Here is a 17,887-nt window from a genome sequence, read left to right on the forward strand (position 1 = left end):
ACAAACGCATTCTGAAACTCTTTGAAGAGCGGTTGAACAATTAATGCATCAGCTCGCCCAACTTTCGCGGTCGAGACTACGGAACTGGATGGCCTCGGCGAGATGCGCTGTTTTGATATCGGCACTGCCAGCCATGTCTGCAATTGTACGGGATACCCTGAGTATGCGGTCGTAAGCCCTGGCAGAAAGACCAAGGCGTTCCATGGCAGTCTTGAGTAAGGCCTGCCCTGCCTCGTCAACGTTGCAGATTTCGCGCACGGTTTTGGGGTTCATTTGTGCATTGCAGTGTATATGCGGTTCCACTTCAAACCGTTGAGCTTGGATGGCACGGGCAGTAACCACGCGATCCCGAATAGCTGCGCTACGCTCGGTCGCATGAGAGGAGGCCAATTCGGTAAAATCAACAGGCGTTACCTCCACATGCAAATCAATCCGGTCTAACAAGGGCCCGGATATTTTACTCAGGTATTTCTGTACCATACCCGGACTACAGACACAGTCTTTTTCGGGATGGTTATGGAATCCACAGGGACAGGGGTTCATCGCTGCGACCAACATGAAACTTGCTGGATAATCTACGGAAAAGCGTGCACGGGATATGGTTATTTGTCTCGATTCAAGTGGTTGACGCATCACTTCCAGCACCATGCGTTTAAATTCTGGTAATTCGTCCAAAAACAGCACCCCATTATGGGCTAATGAGATTTCCCCCGGCTGAGGGTTGGCGCCACCACCCACTAAAGCCACATCACTGATGGTATGATGAGGGGCGCGGAAAGGCCGTACGGTCATCAAGGATTCAGCCACAGGAAGTTTCCCGGCGACAGAGTGTATTTTCGTGGTTTCCAATGATTCCTCCAAGCTCAATGCGGGCAATATCGTGGGCAAGCGCTTAGCCAACATGGTCTTTCCCGATCCCGGCGGGCCAATCAAAATGACATTATGCCCCCCAGCCGCCGCAATTTCCAATGCACGTTTAATATGTTCTTGCCCACGCACATCAGCAAAATCACTGTCGTAATCGTTGATCTTTTTCTCAAACTCCTGCTGCGTATCCACTTGTATTCGTTCGATTGACTGTGTACCGTTTACAAGGCCAATCACCTCCTTGATATGCTGGACACCGTATACGTGTAATCCAGCTACAACGGCCGCCTCCCGAGCATTCGCCAAGGGGAGGATAATGCCCTTGAAACCATCGCGTTCAGCCTGGACGGCTATCGGTAATACGCCTTTGATGGGCTGTACCCCCCCGTCCAACGACAATTCTCCCAGAATGAGAAAATCACTTAAAAGACCGGCATCGATCTGGTTCGATGATGCCAATATTGCGGTGGCAATGGCCAAATCATAAGATGAGCCTTCTTTACGGATATCGGCCGGGGCAAGGTTGATGACAATTTTCTGCCGGGGCATGCGGAATCCTGAGGAGGATAGGGCGCTTTCAATGCGTCGCAGGCTTTCTTTCACTGCATTGTCGGGCAGGCCGACAATATAATATTTAGTGCCGCCAGAAATGTTGACTTCAATGGTAATGGTGGATGCTTCAATGCCATAGACAGCACTGCCGTAGGTTTTTACCAGCATAGGTGTTATTTTTCCTCTAAAACTAAGAAAAAATCATCTTATGGCAAAAAACGAATACGAAAAATAGGGAAATAGGGTGGATAAAATCAGTTTTGATGCTGTTTCTCTTCATATTGCTGCAAGGCCTCTTCGGCCACTTCGCGCGCATGGTCACGGAGTTGGTAGATTTTCTCTTCGTCCTCTTCCACCACCAAGGTTGGCGGCTGCACGATAACCTGGCGTACATCATACAACCATAGCATGCTGTTCATCAATAAGGCAACAAGGCCAATCAAGATGAGAAGCTCAACGGTGCCGATTTGTTGGAAAGACAGGGCAATGCCGATCATAAGTACGTTGAAACTCGAAAGTACCAAAGTAGCTTGGGTATGCGTCATACCGGTATCCAGCAGCCTATGGTGAAGGTGATTGCTGTCGGCTATGAAGGGCGATTTGCCTTTTATAAGGCGAATCACAATTACACGGAGTGTATCAAAAATCGGGATAATAAGAATAGCGATTGCAACCGCAGGAACCGATTGAATCAATGAACCGTCAACAGGCGTGATTCCCTGAACTTTGTTTAATTCGATAAATTGGATGGCCAATACCGACACAATGAAACCGATGGTATAGGCCCCGGCGTCACCCATGAAAATCCTAGCCCTGCCCGCATTGTATCGAAGAAAGCCTATCACGGAACCAGCCATACTCATGGCTAATATGGCTAGACCATATTCCTGCATCCGGAAGAAAATGTAGCCAAATGTGATGCTTACAATCATGCTAACACTGCCCAACAGGCCATTGATGCCATCAATTAAATTGAACGCATTGATGATAAACACGATAAGCAGGCTAGAAAACAAGTAACTAATTACAGGATGAATATCATGGATTCCGAAAATGCCATAGAAGCTGGTCAACCGGATATCGGCGAAATATACAACGATTAAGGCCGTGATAGCTTGTGCAAGAAATTTTTTATAGGGATTCAAGGCCGTCAAATCATCTTTTAGGCCTACCAAAAAGATCAGCAATCCAGAAGCGAAAATATAATTGGCGTATGGCAAAACGCTTCCTGAAATGCTAAGGCAAGCGGTAAAGGTAAAAGAAGTGAGTACAGCTATTCCTCCCAAATTTGGTGTGCGATATTTGTGGATTTTACGCTCTTCAAGTGCCGGATCATCAAATAAGCGCTTCTGATAGGCCAGCTTAATCAACGAGGGAACGGCATATAAAGTGACAACACACGAGAACAAAAATGAAAAAAGTACCAGGTAAATATCTATCATATAGAATAGCTTAATAGCACACGAGCGAAGCGACAAAGATAACGTAAATAACCAAGCCCCTGTGCCTTCCCTCCCAAAATATTTCAATATTGCATTGGGAACTAAGCGCAATATTTATGCCATTAATGGATAAAAGGATGATATGCTCGCAAAATACTTGGACTTAGGTATTCTTCCAAGTTTCATAAGCACGTTTGCCGCAGATAGTCAATTTTCTGTATGTTTTTTAGTTTTTGGCAAACGATTTGCAGACTTATTTGTATATTTAACAGAATTAATCATAGGCTATGGTCGGATAGCCAAAAGTAGATAAATAAGTAATTCTTGATTTTTTCAGTTTTAATAATTCAGTAAATTATGAATGATAATGCAAAAGTGGTAGCAGCATTGTTAGCGGGATTGGCCGCAGGCGCTGCTTTAGGGATTTTATTTGCACCGGAAAGGGGCTCAGAGACTCGCGATAAATTGAATGATTCGTTGAAAGATCTTGGAGAGGCCCTAAAGGAACGCACCGCCGAACAATTGGAGCATCTAAATGACTTCAAGGAAAAAGTGGTCGTGGCTATGAAAGCTAAAGTGAACAAGGGGCAACAGGTTGCCGAAGAAGCCTTGGAAGAGCACGCCTGAATATAGAAAAGGGCTATCGGCCCTAGCCATAGCATGGCACAGCACATCGGGATATGCATTAGCTTGATTAACGAGTGTATTGCTTTGAATATAGTATCCCTAATGCGTATAGGGGCGGAAGCCTATTGTTTTTAGTTGGAGCGCAGTTGGAATTTATCGTACCGAATCAACTGAATCATTAAACACCTTGGCCAAACCAAATGAAGGATAAAAAATTTTCGATTAAAGGGGTATTCCAAAAAACCAAAGAATACATTGATACCCGCTTTAAACTGATTGGGCTCAAGCTTATCGAGCGGTCTTCAAGATTAATCGCCAGCTTGATTGTAGACGGGGTAAAGACGATTTTTGCCATATTCGTGGTTTTCTTTCTAAGCTTGGCTTTGGGATTCTACCTGAGTGAGCTTTTAGGAAGTTCCTCGCTGGGATTTCTCGCCATGGGTGGTATATTTATTTTATTGATTATACTGGTTTCGATTTTCGAGGATCCCATAGAACGCATATTCATGAATCTTTCCATCAAGCGATTTTTACAGAAATGGAATGATGAAATAGAAGAAGATGAGGAAGGAAAGCAAGATTAAGAATTTAAATGACTTGAGGCTGGAAATCGTGCGCCTCAACGTACTTGCCAAGGAGCAAGAAAACTACCTCAATGACCAATACAGTCTCTTCAACGATAAGATAGAAGCTCCTATCCGCTTTTTTAAGTCAGCCGTTTCTTGGGTGCCGGGAGTAAATGTAGCTAAAAACTTATTTGCGAAAGGAGATAAAGATGAAGACTGGGTAACCAAGGTGTTCCGTATCGGTCTTCCGGTAATACTCAACCGCTTTTTCCTCCGAAAATCAGGATTGTTCAAAAGGGCATTGGTTACCATGCTCTCCCAACGGGCAGCTGGCGCCTTAAACAAAGATAGCATCAGCGACCTGATCAGTAAACTGGCCGGTTTTATCCGACCAGCAATGAGCAAAAAGAAATCATCAAAGCATGTCGATTATGGCATCCCGCCAGATAGTGAAACCTATTAAAACGTACTAGTTGATAGGACGTGCTAGGAAATCTTCATAAGCCATCCGAATACCTTCATGGAGGGAAGTGGTATGGTGCCACCCTAATGCTTGGACGTTGCTTACATCCATCAACTTGCGAGGTGTGCCGTCTGGCTTTGATGAATCAAAGCGTAAATCTCCCTGATAGCCTACAATATCTTTGATTAAAAGCGCCAAGTCTTTGACGCTCAAGTCTTGACCGGTGCCGATATTGATTAACTGCGGCTCATCGTATTTTTCCATCAAAAAAAGACAGGCATGAGCTAAATCGTCCGCAAACAAGAACTCTCGTTTTGGCGTACCACTACCCCATATTTCCACGGTGGGCAGATTCGCCATTTTTGCTTCATGGAAACGACGGATAAGTGCAGGCAAGACGTGGGAATGCTCCGGGTGATAATTATCATTGTAGCCGTATAGGTTAGTTGGCATCACCGAAATGAAATTGCAACCGTATTGCGCATGGTAGGCCTCACAGAGCTTGATGCCTGCTATCTTCGCAATCGCATACGGTTCATTGGTGGGCTCAAGCAATCCGGTAAGCAGGTATTCCTCCTTGATAGGTTGGGGGGCAAGTTTGGGATATATGCAGCTTGATCCAAGGAAAAGCAACTTTTTTACCCCTTGTACATACGATTGGTGGATAACGTTGTTCTGTATCGCCAAGTTTTCATATAGGAAATCAGCACGGAAGGTGTTGTTGGCCAATATTCCGCCTACTTTGGCAGCAGCTAGAAAAACGTAATCTGGTTTTTCGGTAGCGAAAAAATTGGCAACGGCTTGCTGGTTGCGTAAATCCAATTCGGCGGATGTACGCAAGACAAAGTTACTGAATCCCGATGCGATCAATTTGCGATGAATGGCCGAACCGACCATGCCCCGGTGCCCGGCAATGTATATTTTGGCGTCTTTTTCCACGTACATGTTATTTGGAATGCAAACTTAGATAACTTGCCGTTTAATTGCAAGTTGTCGATTTCTCATCTGCCGTTGAGAACTTACTTTTAATAGATGAAATATAAGGTTATTTTTGCCGCTCGATTTGATCGCATCATGGGAAAAGACAAATTACGGAGGTTTGCGGAGATTGCCACTTTTGGCAATGTGCTGCAATTGGATGCCGGTAAAGTAATGAAAGGGCAGTGGGCCGCCAAACAATTTGGCAATGATCACCCCGTTGTGTTGGAGCTGGCTTGTGGGAAAGGGGAATATACCGTCAACATGGCGAAGCGCCATCCGGATAAAAATTTCATCGGTATCGACTATAAGGGAAACCGCATATGGCGGGGCGCAAAAACAGCATTGGAAGAGCGTATTCCCAATGTGGCTTTCCTGCGTATACAGATCGAGACCATATTGGACTATTTTGCCGACGGTGAGGTATCCGAAATATGGATCACTTTTCCCGACCCACAGCCCCAAGTAAGCCGCGAAAAGAAACGGCTGACGGCACCACGTTTTTTGGAAAAATACAAGCAGCTCTTAACAGCCGGTGGATGCATGCACTTGAAAACGGATAATGATGGCTTATATGCCTATACCCTCGAAAAGCTAGCGGAATTGGACTTGGCACCGCAAGCGCAGACCACGGACCTCTACCGCTCGGACTTGGTGGATGAGCTGCTGGAGATCAAAACCTATTACGAAAAGAAGTACTTGGCCGTGGATAAGAATATCAACTACTTGAAGTGGCGCTGGTGACCGGGCTGCCCATTTTTTTGTACTGGCGCTTACTGATTTTCTCCACGTTGATCGGTTGCGGTACTTTTACATAATATCCCGTGCCATCGTAGGGCCGCTTGCGAGGATGGGACATACAGGTATCCGAACAGCAGCCTTCCAGTTTCCAGCCGCAGGCCTCACATTGGGTGAAATGTTCGTTGCATTCGGGGTTGGCACAATTGATCATCCGGCTGCTTATGGTGCCGCAATTGAGGCAGGTGGAGACCACGGTGGGATTCACCTGGTTGACATCCACGGTCACGCGATTGTCAAACACATAGCATTTGCCTTCAAAATCTTTGCCGCCTGCCTCCTTGCCATACTTGATGATACCCCCATGCAGTTGGTATACCTCATTGAACCCCTCCTTAAGCAATAGGGCTGATGCTTTTTCGCACTTGATGCCTCCAGTGCAGTAGGTGAGTATCTTTTTGTCCTTGTATTGCGCTAGTTCGTTGATCTTAGCTGGAAATTCTCGGAAATTATCAATGTCGAGCGTCACGGCGTTTTTGAAGCGACCGACGTTGTGCTCATTGGTTGAACGAACATCCAATACCACAACATCTTCACGGTCTTTCATTTCCATGAATTCTTTAGGTTCCAAGTGCTTGCCTGTTTCCTTTGTTGGGTCGATAGACTTCGGGTCGCGCAGGCCCGAATGCACAATTTCGGGTTTATACCGGCAATGCATCTTGATGAAAGAAGGTTCGTCCACCTCGTCAATTTTGAAATCCGTTTTGGCAAACCGCAGGTCGGCATGCGCGGTATCCATATAGGTTTTGCATGATCCGGGTGTGCCAGATACGGTACCATTGAGACCTTCGTCTGCCACAATGATGCGGCCCACAAGGCCCAATGATTTACAAAATGCAAGATGATCAGCGGCAAACTGTTCCGCATTGTCGATATGGCTGTAGCAATAGTACAGCAGGGTTTGATAGTTCTTCATTAGTCATTGATACCGCTGCAAACGGCGTTTAATGTTTTTATTTTGGGTGCAAAGATACGAATTAACCGATAGTTTTTATACGGCTTTCAATTGATCAATGTGAAGGCTTGTTCGTTAAAGGTCGTAGCAGGTACTCAAGCCCATTGAGCTTGATTTCGTACATGGTGGCCAGCAACATACCCAGTTTGCCTTGTGGGAAGCCCTTTTGTTGAAACCATACCAAATACCCTTCAGGAAGATGGCAGATTAGTACATCCTTATACTTGCCGAAGGGCATTTTGGTTGTCACGAGTGCTTCTAATACTTCTTCTTGTTTCATTGCTATGCGGTTTAGTCGTTAGTTTTGCCATGGCGAATGTAATATCCTGCCAGGTTGATGGCGATGACAACATGGTTGACAATGTTATGCAACAAGCCATAATGCCTGCTGAAAATCCGGAAACGCTCCTTGAGGCTTTGCCAATGCCGTTTCTTGGACATGCCGCCTACTTGGTACTTGGCCACCATGCGTTTTGTATTTACGATCTTACCCGCTTTCTTTGCGGCACGGATCACCCAATCAATATCTGCGCTCAATTGGTACTGCAAATCATAAGGCTCAGCGATGGCCCAGCGCACATAAATGGCTTGGTGGCTGATGTTCATCCCGTAACGGAAACTTTTCCAGGTAAATTTTTCCGGTATAGCATGCCTCCGTAAGCCCAGGCTCTGCCAGTTTTCGTCATACATTTCGGTTTCGCCATAATAGATATCTGCATCCGCTGCCGAGGCAAAGACCTGTTCTACGGTATCTTCCTCGTAGATTTCATCACCTGAATTCATGAAAAGCACATAATCGCCACTAGCCATAGCCAACCCTTTGTTCATGGCATCGTATATGCCGTTATCCGGTTCGCTCACCCAACGGGAGATATGGTCAGCGTATCGGCTGATGATGGCCAAGGTACCATCCGTGGAGCCGCCGTCAACCACAATGTATTCGATGTGGGGATAAGTTTGGTTGATGATAGACTGTATTGTGCGTTCAATGTTTGACACATTGTTATATACAATGGTGATTACGGTGAGTTTTGGTGAGACAATATTCATGGACATGGTTAATAGCTTGAACCAAAATCAACTGTAGCCATCAGGCTTAAGGCAAGTTTACGGTTTCTGTACGACCAATACATTATTGTGGAAAAAATTCATGTTTGCGGGGAGTACTACAGAAAGGATCAATCCGAGTATCGTAATGGGGGTTATGAATAATGGAGTCAACGCTATCCTGATCATCTTGTTCTTTGGGAAAATATGCTGGTAGACATAGGCCCCCCACATTTGACAGATTGTGGCCACGTAATTGGTAGTCTTTTTCTCTTCTACGATAACAAAGTCACTTTCTTCTAAAATATGTTTGATTCCGAACGAAGTATAACGGGCAAAATCGTACGGGATTTCATGCTCATCCCATACGAATGGCGCAGTTACCAACATGTATCCACCCGGTTTCAACACCCGATGCAATTCACCGATGATTTGGGGCAGGTTGAATACATGTTCAAAGACTTCGCTTGTGAAAATACTATCAAAAGATTCATCGGCAAAAGGCAATGTTTTTCCATCATAGTATACGTCGATGTCCTCATTGACATGGGCATGCCCACTCACTTCGATATCCGTGCCGATGTATTCGTCCACATGAAACAAGGTTTTATAAGGTTTGCTACCGCAACCGAAATCTAATAATCTCCCGTTCATGTAGTTGCTGAACGAGGAAACCCCTTTGTAGAGCCCTCTTCTGATGATGAAAAAAGGGTTGAAAAGCAACCCAAAGAACGTCGGTTGGAATAGGGACTTGTTGTACAGCTTTTTTATGTGATCGAACAATTTTCTTTTCCTTTTTTATAAATGGATAACGGGTTATCGTCTCCGTAAATTATGACTTATGGCTTAAACTGCGCTTTCCAACGTTGGATGGCATGAGTATCCAAATATAATTTGACACTTATTTCCTCATGGATCTTCTCTTCCAGTAACTCGATACGTTGGCGTTCGAGCACATTTAGGCCGATATCATTGCGCATTTCAAGCGCTCGATTATCGATGCCAATGATGATGGCCCTCCTCTTTTTCTGCAGGGCGCGTATGCCTGCATGCAGCCGTGTACCCACATAGTCGCAGGCGCTGTCTTCAAGGAAAGCGTCAAACGCCGATAGTTTTGGGGCAATGTATTGGATATCCGTTGTCAGGCTCTCGATATAGGCCTGGTCTTTCGAACCTTGTATCCATACATACACTTGGCTGTAATGTTTCTTCAGGATTTCCAACATCAAGCGGTCCTTCTCGGGATCGCGCATATAATCCGTGATGGTGGTCACCACCAAGTCGCGTTTCATCGGGCTTATCTGCGAACAATGTGGTTCATCCAACTCCCACACGGTGGGGCATCCGGTATTGATGACGTTTTTAACGCCCATCTCATCCAATTTGTGCAAAGTGTAATTATCCCTCACCGCATGGAGATATCGCTTGGAAAACAGGGATTTGTACATCATTTTGGAATACGGAGATACGGGTTTATCCTGATATTGCCACCAACCTACGCCCAGCAATACCACTTTTCGACGCAGTACTAGCAAATCCTTGATTCCGACCTTCCATTGACTTTTTCGAAGCGTGTTGTTTTTGAGTAAATTGGTTCCGCCCACAATACCCGTATCGTATTTACGGAGCTTGAGCAGATCTTTGGGATGGATGGAAAAATGAGTCGGCACGTTGATAACGAAATCATCCACGAACAGTTCGTCCGCAATCCGGTTCACCGAATCCATGATGATATGGTCGCCGAGATTAGTGGTACCTATTGATGTGTCAAAGATGATTTTTGGCATAGAAGGGTGTTGTACAATTAGGGTCTGTTTTAATTTATCGTTTAACTAAGCGTTGAATGATTGGAATGAAAAAAATCGCTTTGAGCATCATCCATCCTTGTGTCCTTGTTTTGGGGACAAAGATAACAAACAGTGCCGTAGATGCGTACGCTACCAATGTGGCATATGCAGCACCAATCATGCCATATTTCGGAATCCACAAGACATTGAGCACGATGTTGACCAATGCACCCGTCAATGCGCGGGCCAGTGAAAGCAAGGTATAGCCTTCGGCAATGAGGTATTGACCACTTGCTACATTAAGGAACACAAATACACCTGCCCATACATGGACGGTAAGTATACGGGCTCCTGCTGCATATTCGGGTTTGTAAAAAGTGCTATAAATAAAAGGAGAGGCAAACATCATCAAAACCGCGATGCTAATGCTGATAACAGCCATCAGCTCATATAGATTTTGCAGTCTTTTTTGATAACGAGCCGCATGATCTCGCCGTGCGTTCATGATTGCTGGAAAGAGCGCCGTGACGATGGCCATGGGGATGAAGTACCAACCTTCGCTAAGACTCACCACTGTTGAATATACGCCGAGTACCGCTTCACCTAGGTAGGCATCGAGCATGAGTTGGTCGATTTTCATATATATGGTGATAAAAACAGCGGAAAAGACCAGCGGCCACGCATATTTGAGTAAATGTTTTGCTACGGTACTATCAAATTTCCAGTCGGAAATGCTGTTGCCTTTCCGGTGGTACATGTACAGGTAGCCGAACGCAAGGAAAACGGAATCTGCCAATAATATCCAAACAAACCATTCAAGATGGGCATGCCATAGGATGAGCAGCAATTTTACGGCTGCCGATAGCAGATTAGCGCCGATTTGTACATACATGATGTATTTTCCTTGTACCCTTGACTGGAAATAACTATCAATAATATTGAAAGATTGAAAAATGCAAACAAATGAAACGATGGCCACATATTCGATGGGCGCGGCGGGCGCCTTGGATGCATAGTTGCCAATGAGTTGGTAGGTGAGGTAAATCAATGGTAGAGAAATAATACCTGCCATCAATCGGAGCCGGAATGCTGTGCCGAGTAGGACGTGCTGTTTCTGCGGTTGTTGCAACAATTGGCGGGTAACAAAGCTGTCCATGCCCAAGGTGCATGCAGCCATGAAAAACGTGACCAGTACCAATGGATAGTTTAGGATGCCGTTTTGGCTATTTCCCAAATAGTTGGGGATGGCCACTGCGGTAATGATCATTTTGATGAAAAGGGAACCCGAACGGGCGATCATAAGCCACCCGGTGTTTTTAAAATACTTATCAAAAGCTTCCTGATCGAAGCCGGGTAATGACGGGACTTTCATGGAACGTAAAATCCGCTAAACAACCTCTACCACCTTGTGGAAGCCAACCAAACTGCCATGCTTGGGATCCAAATCCGTCACCAAATAGGAAATGGCATTGAGGCTACATACCTTCATCTTCTGCACAGAATTGAGTTTCTCGGTGATGCTAAGGATGGCCGTCTTGCTCGAACAACGTATCATGGCTTTCTTAATCTGAACCACTTCCCAATCGGAGTCGGTTACGCCATCTTCTACCGAAAGGCTGTTGGTGCCTAGCAGGCATAGGTCAACCCGTATCTCAGACAATTGGTTGATGACCTGTGAACCAATACTGATGTTGGTATTTCTGGAGAGCTTGCCACCGATAAGGATGACGTCTGCATTCGTGTGTTCGGCCAACTCAAGGGCAACCAAAGGACTAATGGTGAAAAACGTGCATTGGAGGCTTTCGGGAACAATGCGGGCCAATTCAAGCATGGTAGTGCCCCCGCCAGCAAGCACAGTCATCCCATTCTGGATGAGTTTAAGGGCTTTACTTGCTATTTGTTTTTTTGCGTCGCGGGCATATACATTGTTCTCCTGAAATGGATACTGGAATGATTTAGATAATGCCCCACCGTACACCTTCAATACCTTGCCATTTTCAGCAAGCTCATTCAAATCCCTCCTGATGGTATCTTCAGATACATTAAGTTGTACACTTAGGTCCGAAGATAAGACCTTGTTATGCAGATTGATTTGATGGATGATAAATGCTTGCCGTTCTTCTTTTAACATGGTGTAAGCGGTTGTTTGTTGGGTAAAGATAGAAAGATAGAATAAATAAAAAGAAAAATTGGTATTATTACCAGCCAAGTCTAGCAGATTCATCGCTTTAGTACTAAAAATAAATGATAGAAACACCGATCGTAATCACCAATGGAATCGTGTACACAGGCACGGAAACGGTTAACGATAAAGCAGTGCTCATCGAAGGGAACATCATCAAAGGGTTAATACGCCCTGAAGAGATACCCACAACCGCCACTATACTGGATGCCCATGGTAACTTTGTATCCCCAGGTTTGATTGATTTGCAAATCTATGGCGCGGGCGGATATTTGTTTTCGGCAAAACCAAGTAAGGCGGCAATAGACGGGATTGTCAACACACTACTTGCTTCAGGAACAACGAGTTTTATGCTTACGTTGGCCACCAATTCGTTAGCCCTTTTTGGCGAAGCACTGGACATCAGCAAAGCCAACCCGCATCCGGCATTGCTGGGGCTGCATTTTGAGGGGCCATATTTAAACCCCAAAAAACGAGGGGCACATCCCACAGCCTATATCCGTGCCCCAGATCGGTCAGAAATCAAAACGCTTTTGGACCGGTCTAATGGATGTCTCCGGATGATGACCATTGCACCTGAGTTATTTGGCGAAGACAACATACGTTTGCTGTTGGACAATGGCATATTGTTGTCTGCCGGGCATAGTGATGCCACGATGAAACAAGCCATGCAAGGATTTGACTATGGTATCCAAGCTGCTACCCATCTCTTCAATGCCATGTCTCCCTTCCACCACCGCGAGCCAGGGCTTCCCGGGGCCGTATTCCAGCACAATGGAGCATGTGCAAGCATTATTGCCGACGGCATCCATGTGGATTACCAAACACTGGCCATTAGCAAAAAAATAGTAAAGGAACGACTTTTCCTGATCACGGATGCTGTAACGGACACGGAAGAAGGCCTATACACGCATGTTTTCAAAGGTGATCGTTATACGCTGCCAGACGGCACCCTGTCAGGGTCGGCATTGACGTTGTTGCAGGCAGTGGCCAATTGTGTGCGGCACGTGGATATTCCTTTAGACGAAGCCTTACGGATGGCCACGTTATACCCCGCGCGTCTTATCGGTGCGAAAGACTTAGGAAGGATAGCGCCCGGATATAAGGCAAATATTATTGTTTTTGATACATCTTACACCATAAAACAGGTTGTTTTTGAAGGGGAAACGCAGCCGATACTTCGTTAATTTTGATTAACCAATTAATCCTAACAGATGATAAGCAATAAGCAACTATTTTTGGTATTAGGGCCACTTATTTTTTTGGTTTTCTATGCATGTGGTCCGTTTGGGGAGATGAACAACGCTTCTCATGCGGTTTTGTCCTGTACCTTATGGATTGCTTTTTGGTGGATGACGGAAGCTGTTCCTATTCCTATTACTTCGCTGTTGCCCATCATTCTTTTTCCACTGACTGGGGCGCTCGACATAGCGAATACAACAGCCTCATTTGGGCATCCATTGATTTTTTTATACGTAGGAGGATTTATACTGGCCATTGCCATTGAAAAATGGAATCTGCACAAACGTATTGCGCTGTATGTGTTATTGTATGTGGGAAACAAATCAAGTTACATCGTTTTGGGATTTATGATTGCGACGGCTTTTCTTTCGATGTGGATATCCAATACGGCTACAGCCGTGATGATGCTTCCAATAGGGATAGCCACGATAAAACAATTAGAAAGCGGACAGGCCCAACATATGAATCGTTCGTTCGCTAAGGTGTTGATGCTGGGCATCGCTTATAGTGCTTCGATAGGGGGGATGGCTACCATCATTGGCACACCACCAAACTTGGTTTTGGTGGCGGTCACCAAGGAATATTTTGGTGTCGATATTGATTTCTTCAGTTGGCTGAGAACCATGCTCCCTTTATGTATCCTTCTTTTATTTATCTGTTGGAAGTACTTGATTAAAGCTTTCAAGCTTAAAAGCAAAACATTTCCGCTAGGCAACCAGGAGATAAAAAGACAATTTGCCGAATTGGGTAAAATGGGTTTTGAAGAAAAAGCGGTGTTGTCGATTTTCATCTTTACCGCTTTCTGTTGGATTTCCAGATCCTTCATTTTGGATAAGTGGCTTCCCGCCATCGATGATACGGTGATTGCGATCATGGGTGCTGTTTTATTGTTTGTGATGCCAGGGAAAGACCGCAAACCACTTATTAAGTGGGACGATGCGAAAAAACTACCATGGGGCATTGTATTGCTTTTTGGAGGAGGTTTGGCAATCGCTGCGGGTTTTAAGGATAGTGGATTGACCGAATGGATAGGCGCCCATTTTACCTTAATGGAAGGTGTTTCCCTGGTGTTGATGTTGTTGGTCGTTATCGGAGCCGTGAACTTCTTAACCGAAATCACATCGAATACAGCTACTACCGCATTGATTTTGCCAATTTTGGCACCTATTGCTATTACCTTAGATGTACACCCCCTGAGTTTGATGGTCGGTGCTGCGCTTTCGGCATCATGTGCATTCATGCTCCCTGTTGCGACGCCTCCCAATGCTGTGGTTTTCGGTAGCGGTTATTTTTCCATCAGGGAGATGGCGAGGATTGGTTTGCTGTTGAATGTGCTTTCTATCTTTCTTATATTGCTGTTTATGTATTTCGTTTTACCTTATCTATGGGGAATCGATCTCTTTTCGTTTCCTGAATCATTCGGCAACTTCGAGCGCTAAGAAAAGGGTATCATCATTTACTCCGTTTTGTCCGGATCCGATGTTTCGGTATCGTCGTCTGCTCCTCCATTATTTTCAGGATTTTCTTCCGCAGCATGGCTATCGGCCAAACTAGCCAATATCGCATTGACATCTTCTTCCGTAGCGGTCAGCTTGGTTTTGCAAATGCTGATGAGTAGGGAAGCGCGCTTTACCTTATCGGAAAGTTCGTCGATTGAAATTTCCCCATGTTCGATTTCCATTACGATAGCTTGCAACTCTTCGAAGGCTTCTGTATAGGTATACTGTTCACTCATTGTCGTGTAGCGTTTGATTCGGTTACCGTGCTGATTAGTTTTCCGGAGGCTAATCGGGTCTCGATGGTATCGCCGATTTGAAGTTCATTGGTGCTTTTGACTACTTTTCCATTTTTTTTGGTCATGCTGTATCCCCTATTGAGTATGTGCTGTGGATCCAATAACCGGACGACATTTTCTACGCCGGCCAATTCAAAACGGCTGCTTTTCAATAAGGCAAGGCCATGCGATTTTAAATTTTCCATTGGATGGTGCAATTCTCGGCGCTTGTGCTTGAGCTGTGAAGTGGTGGCGGTACGCAATTGCGCGGCCATATTTTCCAGGGCTCGTTGCTGTTGGTTGATGAGGTGGCCGCTGCCCATCCGGAAATACCGCGCAAAATTGGTCAGTTCCTGCTTCTGATGCTCCAAGAGCTGCTGCGCCTTGCGGCTGATGGTATCAAGCGCACGGTGCACCGGTACGGCAAAATTATGGAAATGTTGGATTAGAAAATCAGCCAACTCACTTGGTGTGATGGCGTTTTTGTAGGCCACCATTTCACTTACTGTTTCATTGGTGGAATGGCCGATGCCTGTAAGCACGGGGATAGGAAATCGGGCGATGGCCGAAGCCAATAGGTAATTATTATAGCTTGATAGTCCGACGTCGCCCCCCCCTCCACGGATGATGGCCATCACATCATAATCTGTCCGCTGTTTTGCGATGTTCGCCAGTTGGTTGGTGATGGAAGGGATAGATTTGTCTCCTTGTAGCAAAGCCGGGAAAAGCGTCAGCTCGAACCGATAACCCCAAGGATTTCCTTCGAGGATTTTGAGGAAATCGGAATATCCCTTGCTGGTTTCCACCGATACGATGGCCAGCCGCTTAGGAACAAGTGGAAAGAAAAGCTGTTTATTGGCATGGAAAATCCCTTCCTGTTTAAGGCGGTTGATGCTCTCCAGCTTCTCCCGCTCGAGTTCGCCAAGTGAATATGCCGGATCGATATCCAGCATATGCAGGCTCAGACCATATAAGGGGTCATAGGAAACGGACGCCTGGAATAAAATCGTGATTCCGTTCTTCAAGGGTTCCTTGGCGATCTCAATAAATCGTTGGTTGATGCGTTGGTAATCGCCTTTCCAAAGTACGGAGCGCATTTCGGCAATGACTTTACCTTCTTTTTTCTCCACCAATTCGGGATAGCAATGCCCAGAATGGGTATAATGGTTGAGCTTGTTCATCTCAGCCTTTATCCAATAAACGCTTCGATAACGCTCGGCAATGGTTTTTTGGATGCTTCGCGCTACTTCTGCAAGGGAGAAAATTGTCTTGTCGACCAACTTTTCAGGCATAACCAAAGGTAAGCAATTTTTGGAAAGATAGGTTGTTGGGTGCTTTTCGAATTAAGCGATTGAACAAAAAAACTTACCTTTGCGGCTTAGATTTGACAAGAGGATAAAAGATGAATTTACCCATCGTTGCCTATGGCGACCCTATTTTGAAGCGTAAAGGGGCGGAGATAGACGAGGATTACCCTGGCTTGCAGGAATTGATAACCAATATGTTTGAAACCATGTATACTGCGCATGGGGTAGGATTAGCGGCACCGCAGGTAGGGCTTTCCATCCGGCTGTTTGTGATTGATGCCAATCCCTTTGCGGATGACGACGCCAGCCTCAAAGACTTCAAGAAAGTTTTCATTAATGCAGAAATGGTTGATGAAAGCGGAGAGAAGTGGCTTTTCAATGAAGGGTGCTTGAGTATCCCCGATATCCGTGAGGATGTGAGTAGGTATCCGGATATCCGCATGAACTACTTCGATGAAAATTGGGTAGAGCATGAGGAAGATTTCACGGGATTGGCAGCTAGGATTATCCAGCATGAGTATGACCATATCGAAGGGAAACTCTTTACGGAGAAGCTGAGTCCACTGCGCAAAGCGATGCTTAAAAGCAAACTGGAGGCGATTTCCAAGGGACAGGTGGATGTGGATTATAAAATGAAGTTTCCGGTATTGAAAAAGAAAAACCGTTAACCCCCTACCACAGGCAACGTCAGCTTGTACTTTACGGCAATGATTCGAATGGCAAACACAATGCCTGCACTTAGGAAGGCATTCAGGCTGTAGTTCATTCCGAAGACCTCCAACCTCCGACAGCCGTGACAAAACCGGTAAAAACTGCACCAAAAATATCAATGTTATGTCACATGGCCGCCATGGTGCCTGAAATGGCAAAAAATATGGTGCCTAATAGGTCGATGTAATAGATGGATTCCATGTAGGTGTCAAGTTCGATAGCTCGCGTTGTTGAAAAATGCCGAGATGATGAAGATATATGATGTAAGAGTTTTTTTTAAGAATTATTCATGTTGATTATCAATGACTAATCTGTTTTCGTAAAAAACAATTAGACGCTACCTTTGTAGATTACAAAAAGGTTATTACCTTTGCACCCCGCAAGAAGGGGGACGGAATGGTGAAGAAGGGAAAAGCGGTTGTTTTTTGAGGTAGTTTTAGCGGTTGATTAAGGATTTGTGAGGGTGGTTTCGAGCATGATTAACAGCAGGTTTTTTTCCAGATAAAAATAAAAAAATATTTTATTTGCAAATTCAAAAAACCCTCTTACCTTTGCAAACCCAAACAGGACGGGGTTACCAAAAGCAAAT

19 protein-coding genes are annotated in these 17,887 nt (G+C 45.2%); 7 read left to right on the forward strand and 12 right to left on the reverse strand.

The features are described 5' to 3' along the window. Positions 1–48: 48 nt before the first annotated feature. On the reverse strand, positions 49–1,587 hold the full coding sequence (locus NF543_RS24180; protein ID WP_257670761.1) for a YifB family Mg chelatase-like AAA ATPase: 1,539 nt from the start codon (positions 1,585–1,587) through the stop codon (positions 49–51). An 86-nt stretch (positions 1,588–1,673) separates the two neighbouring features. After that, positions 1,674–2,861 carry a glycosyltransferase family 4 protein gene (locus tag NF543_RS24185; protein ID WP_257670760.1) on the reverse strand — a complete coding sequence of 396 codons (1,188 nt, stop codon included), beginning with the start codon at positions 2,859–2,861 and terminating at the stop codon, positions 1,674–1,676. A 357-nt stretch (positions 2,862–3,218) separates the two neighbouring features. Between NF543_RS24185 and NF543_RS24190 the strand changes: the two genes are divergently transcribed. From NF543_RS24190 to NF543_RS24200, 3 genes are all read left to right on the forward strand, one after another. Next, the gene (locus NF543_RS24190) at positions 3,219–3,488 is read left to right on the forward strand and encodes a YtxH domain-containing protein (RefSeq protein WP_257670759.1); all 270 of its coding nucleotides are present in this window, start codon (positions 3,219–3,221) and stop codon (positions 3,486–3,488) included. Between the two features lie 200 nt (positions 3,489–3,688). Next, on the forward strand, positions 3,689–4,072 hold the full coding sequence (locus NF543_RS24195) for a hypothetical protein (protein WP_257670758.1): 384 nt from the start codon (positions 3,689–3,691) through the stop codon (positions 4,070–4,072). Continuing rightward, positions 4,050–4,517: a hypothetical protein gene (locus tag NF543_RS24200; RefSeq protein ID WP_257670757.1), complete on the forward strand. Its 468-nt coding sequence runs from the start codon at positions 4,050–4,052 to the stop codon at positions 4,515–4,517. The genes NF543_RS24195 and NF543_RS24200 overlap by 23 nt, the downstream gene beginning before the upstream one ends. A 6-nt stretch (positions 4,518–4,523) precedes the next feature. Here NF543_RS24200 and NF543_RS24205 read toward each other — a convergent pair whose 3' ends face one another. Continuing rightward, on the reverse strand, positions 4,524–5,456 hold the full coding sequence (locus NF543_RS24205; protein WP_257670756.1) for a GDP-L-fucose synthase family protein: 933 nt from the start codon (positions 5,454–5,456) through the stop codon (positions 4,524–4,526). A 135-nt stretch (positions 5,457–5,591) separates the two neighbouring features. Between NF543_RS24205 and trmB the strand changes: the two genes are divergently transcribed. Further along, positions 5,592–6,239 (forward strand): tRNA (guanosine(46)-N7)-methyltransferase TrmB, encoded by a 648-nt coding sequence (gene trmB / locus NF543_RS24210; RefSeq protein WP_257670763.1) that lies wholly within the window; start codon positions 5,592–5,594, stop codon positions 6,237–6,239. Here trmB and trhO read toward each other — a convergent pair. The 7 genes from trhO to NF543_RS24245 all read right to left on the reverse strand — a co-directional run bounded on the left by trhO (position 6,214) and on the right by NF543_RS24245 (position 12,213). Continuing rightward, a complete protein-coding gene (trhO, locus tag NF543_RS24215; RefSeq protein WP_257670755.1) occupies positions 6,214–7,209 on the reverse strand; it encodes an oxygen-dependent tRNA uridine(34) hydroxylase TrhO in 996 nt (331 codons plus the stop codon). The genes trmB and trhO overlap by 26 nt on opposite strands. A 94-nt stretch (positions 7,210–7,303) precedes the next feature. Beyond that, positions 7,304–7,528: a DUF3820 family protein gene (locus NF543_RS24220; RefSeq protein ID WP_257670754.1), complete on the reverse strand. Its 225-nt coding sequence runs from the start codon at positions 7,526–7,528 to the stop codon at positions 7,304–7,306. Between the two features lie 11 nt (positions 7,529–7,539). Further along, positions 7,540–8,298 (reverse strand): glycosyltransferase family 2 protein, encoded by a 759-nt coding sequence (locus tag NF543_RS24225; protein ID WP_373275032.1) that lies wholly within the window; start codon positions 8,296–8,298, stop codon positions 7,540–7,542. A gap of 57 nt (positions 8,299–8,355) precedes the next feature. Further along, positions 8,356–9,078 (reverse strand): methyltransferase domain-containing protein, encoded by a 723-nt coding sequence (locus NF543_RS24230; protein WP_257670752.1) that lies wholly within the window; start codon positions 9,076–9,078, stop codon positions 8,356–8,358. A gap of 56 nt (positions 9,079–9,134) precedes the next feature. Continuing rightward, complete coding sequence (locus NF543_RS24235) at positions 9,135–10,082, reverse strand: polysaccharide pyruvyl transferase family protein (protein ID WP_257670751.1); 948 nt, start codon at positions 10,080–10,082, stop codon at positions 9,135–9,137. A 34-nt stretch (positions 10,083–10,116) separates the two neighbouring features. Continuing rightward, the gene (locus NF543_RS24240) at positions 10,117–11,454 is read right to left on the reverse strand and encodes a flippase (protein ID WP_257670750.1); all 1,338 of its coding nucleotides are present in this window, start codon (positions 11,452–11,454) and stop codon (positions 10,117–10,119) included. 15 nt (positions 11,455–11,469) lie between these two features. Further along, positions 11,470–12,213, reverse strand: a complete 744-nt coding sequence (locus NF543_RS24245; RefSeq protein WP_257670762.1) for a DeoR/GlpR family DNA-binding transcription regulator — start codon at positions 12,211–12,213, stop codon at positions 11,470–11,472. 113 nt (positions 12,214–12,326) lie between these two features. On the opposite strand from NF543_RS24245, the gene nagA reads away from it, so the two are divergent. Continuing rightward, positions 12,327–13,451: an N-acetylglucosamine-6-phosphate deacetylase gene (gene nagA / locus NF543_RS24250; protein ID WP_257670749.1), complete on the forward strand. Its 1,125-nt coding sequence runs from the start codon at positions 12,327–12,329 to the stop codon at positions 13,449–13,451. 27 nt (positions 13,452–13,478) lie between these two features. Continuing rightward, on the forward strand, positions 13,479–14,945 hold the full coding sequence (locus tag NF543_RS24255) for an SLC13 family permease (protein ID WP_257670748.1): 1,467 nt from the start codon (positions 13,479–13,481) through the stop codon (positions 14,943–14,945). A gap of 17 nt (positions 14,946–14,962) precedes the next feature. On the opposite strand, the gene xseB is transcribed toward NF543_RS24255, so the two are convergent. Beyond that, complete coding sequence (gene xseB / locus NF543_RS24260; protein WP_257670747.1) at positions 14,963–15,241, reverse strand: exodeoxyribonuclease VII small subunit; 279 nt, start codon at positions 15,239–15,241, stop codon at positions 14,963–14,965. Then, positions 15,238–16,572, reverse strand: coding sequence for an exodeoxyribonuclease VII large subunit (gene xseA / locus NF543_RS24265; protein ID WP_257670746.1), 1,335 nt, complete (start codon positions 16,570–16,572; stop codon positions 15,238–15,240). The genes xseB and xseA overlap by 4 nt, the downstream gene beginning before the upstream one ends. A gap of 110 nt (positions 16,573–16,682) precedes the next feature. On the opposite strand from xseA, the gene def reads away from it, so the two are divergent. Then, positions 16,683–17,255, forward strand: coding sequence for a peptide deformylase (def, locus tag NF543_RS24270; protein WP_257670745.1), 573 nt, complete (start codon positions 16,683–16,685; stop codon positions 17,253–17,255). Positions 17,256–17,887: the final 632 nt, after the last annotated feature.

Origin of the sequence: Parapedobacter tibetensis (genome assembly GCF_024704835.1) — a bacterium.
Classification (GTDB): domain Bacteria; phylum Bacteroidota; class Bacteroidia; order Sphingobacteriales; family Sphingobacteriaceae; genus Parapedobacter; species Parapedobacter tibetensis.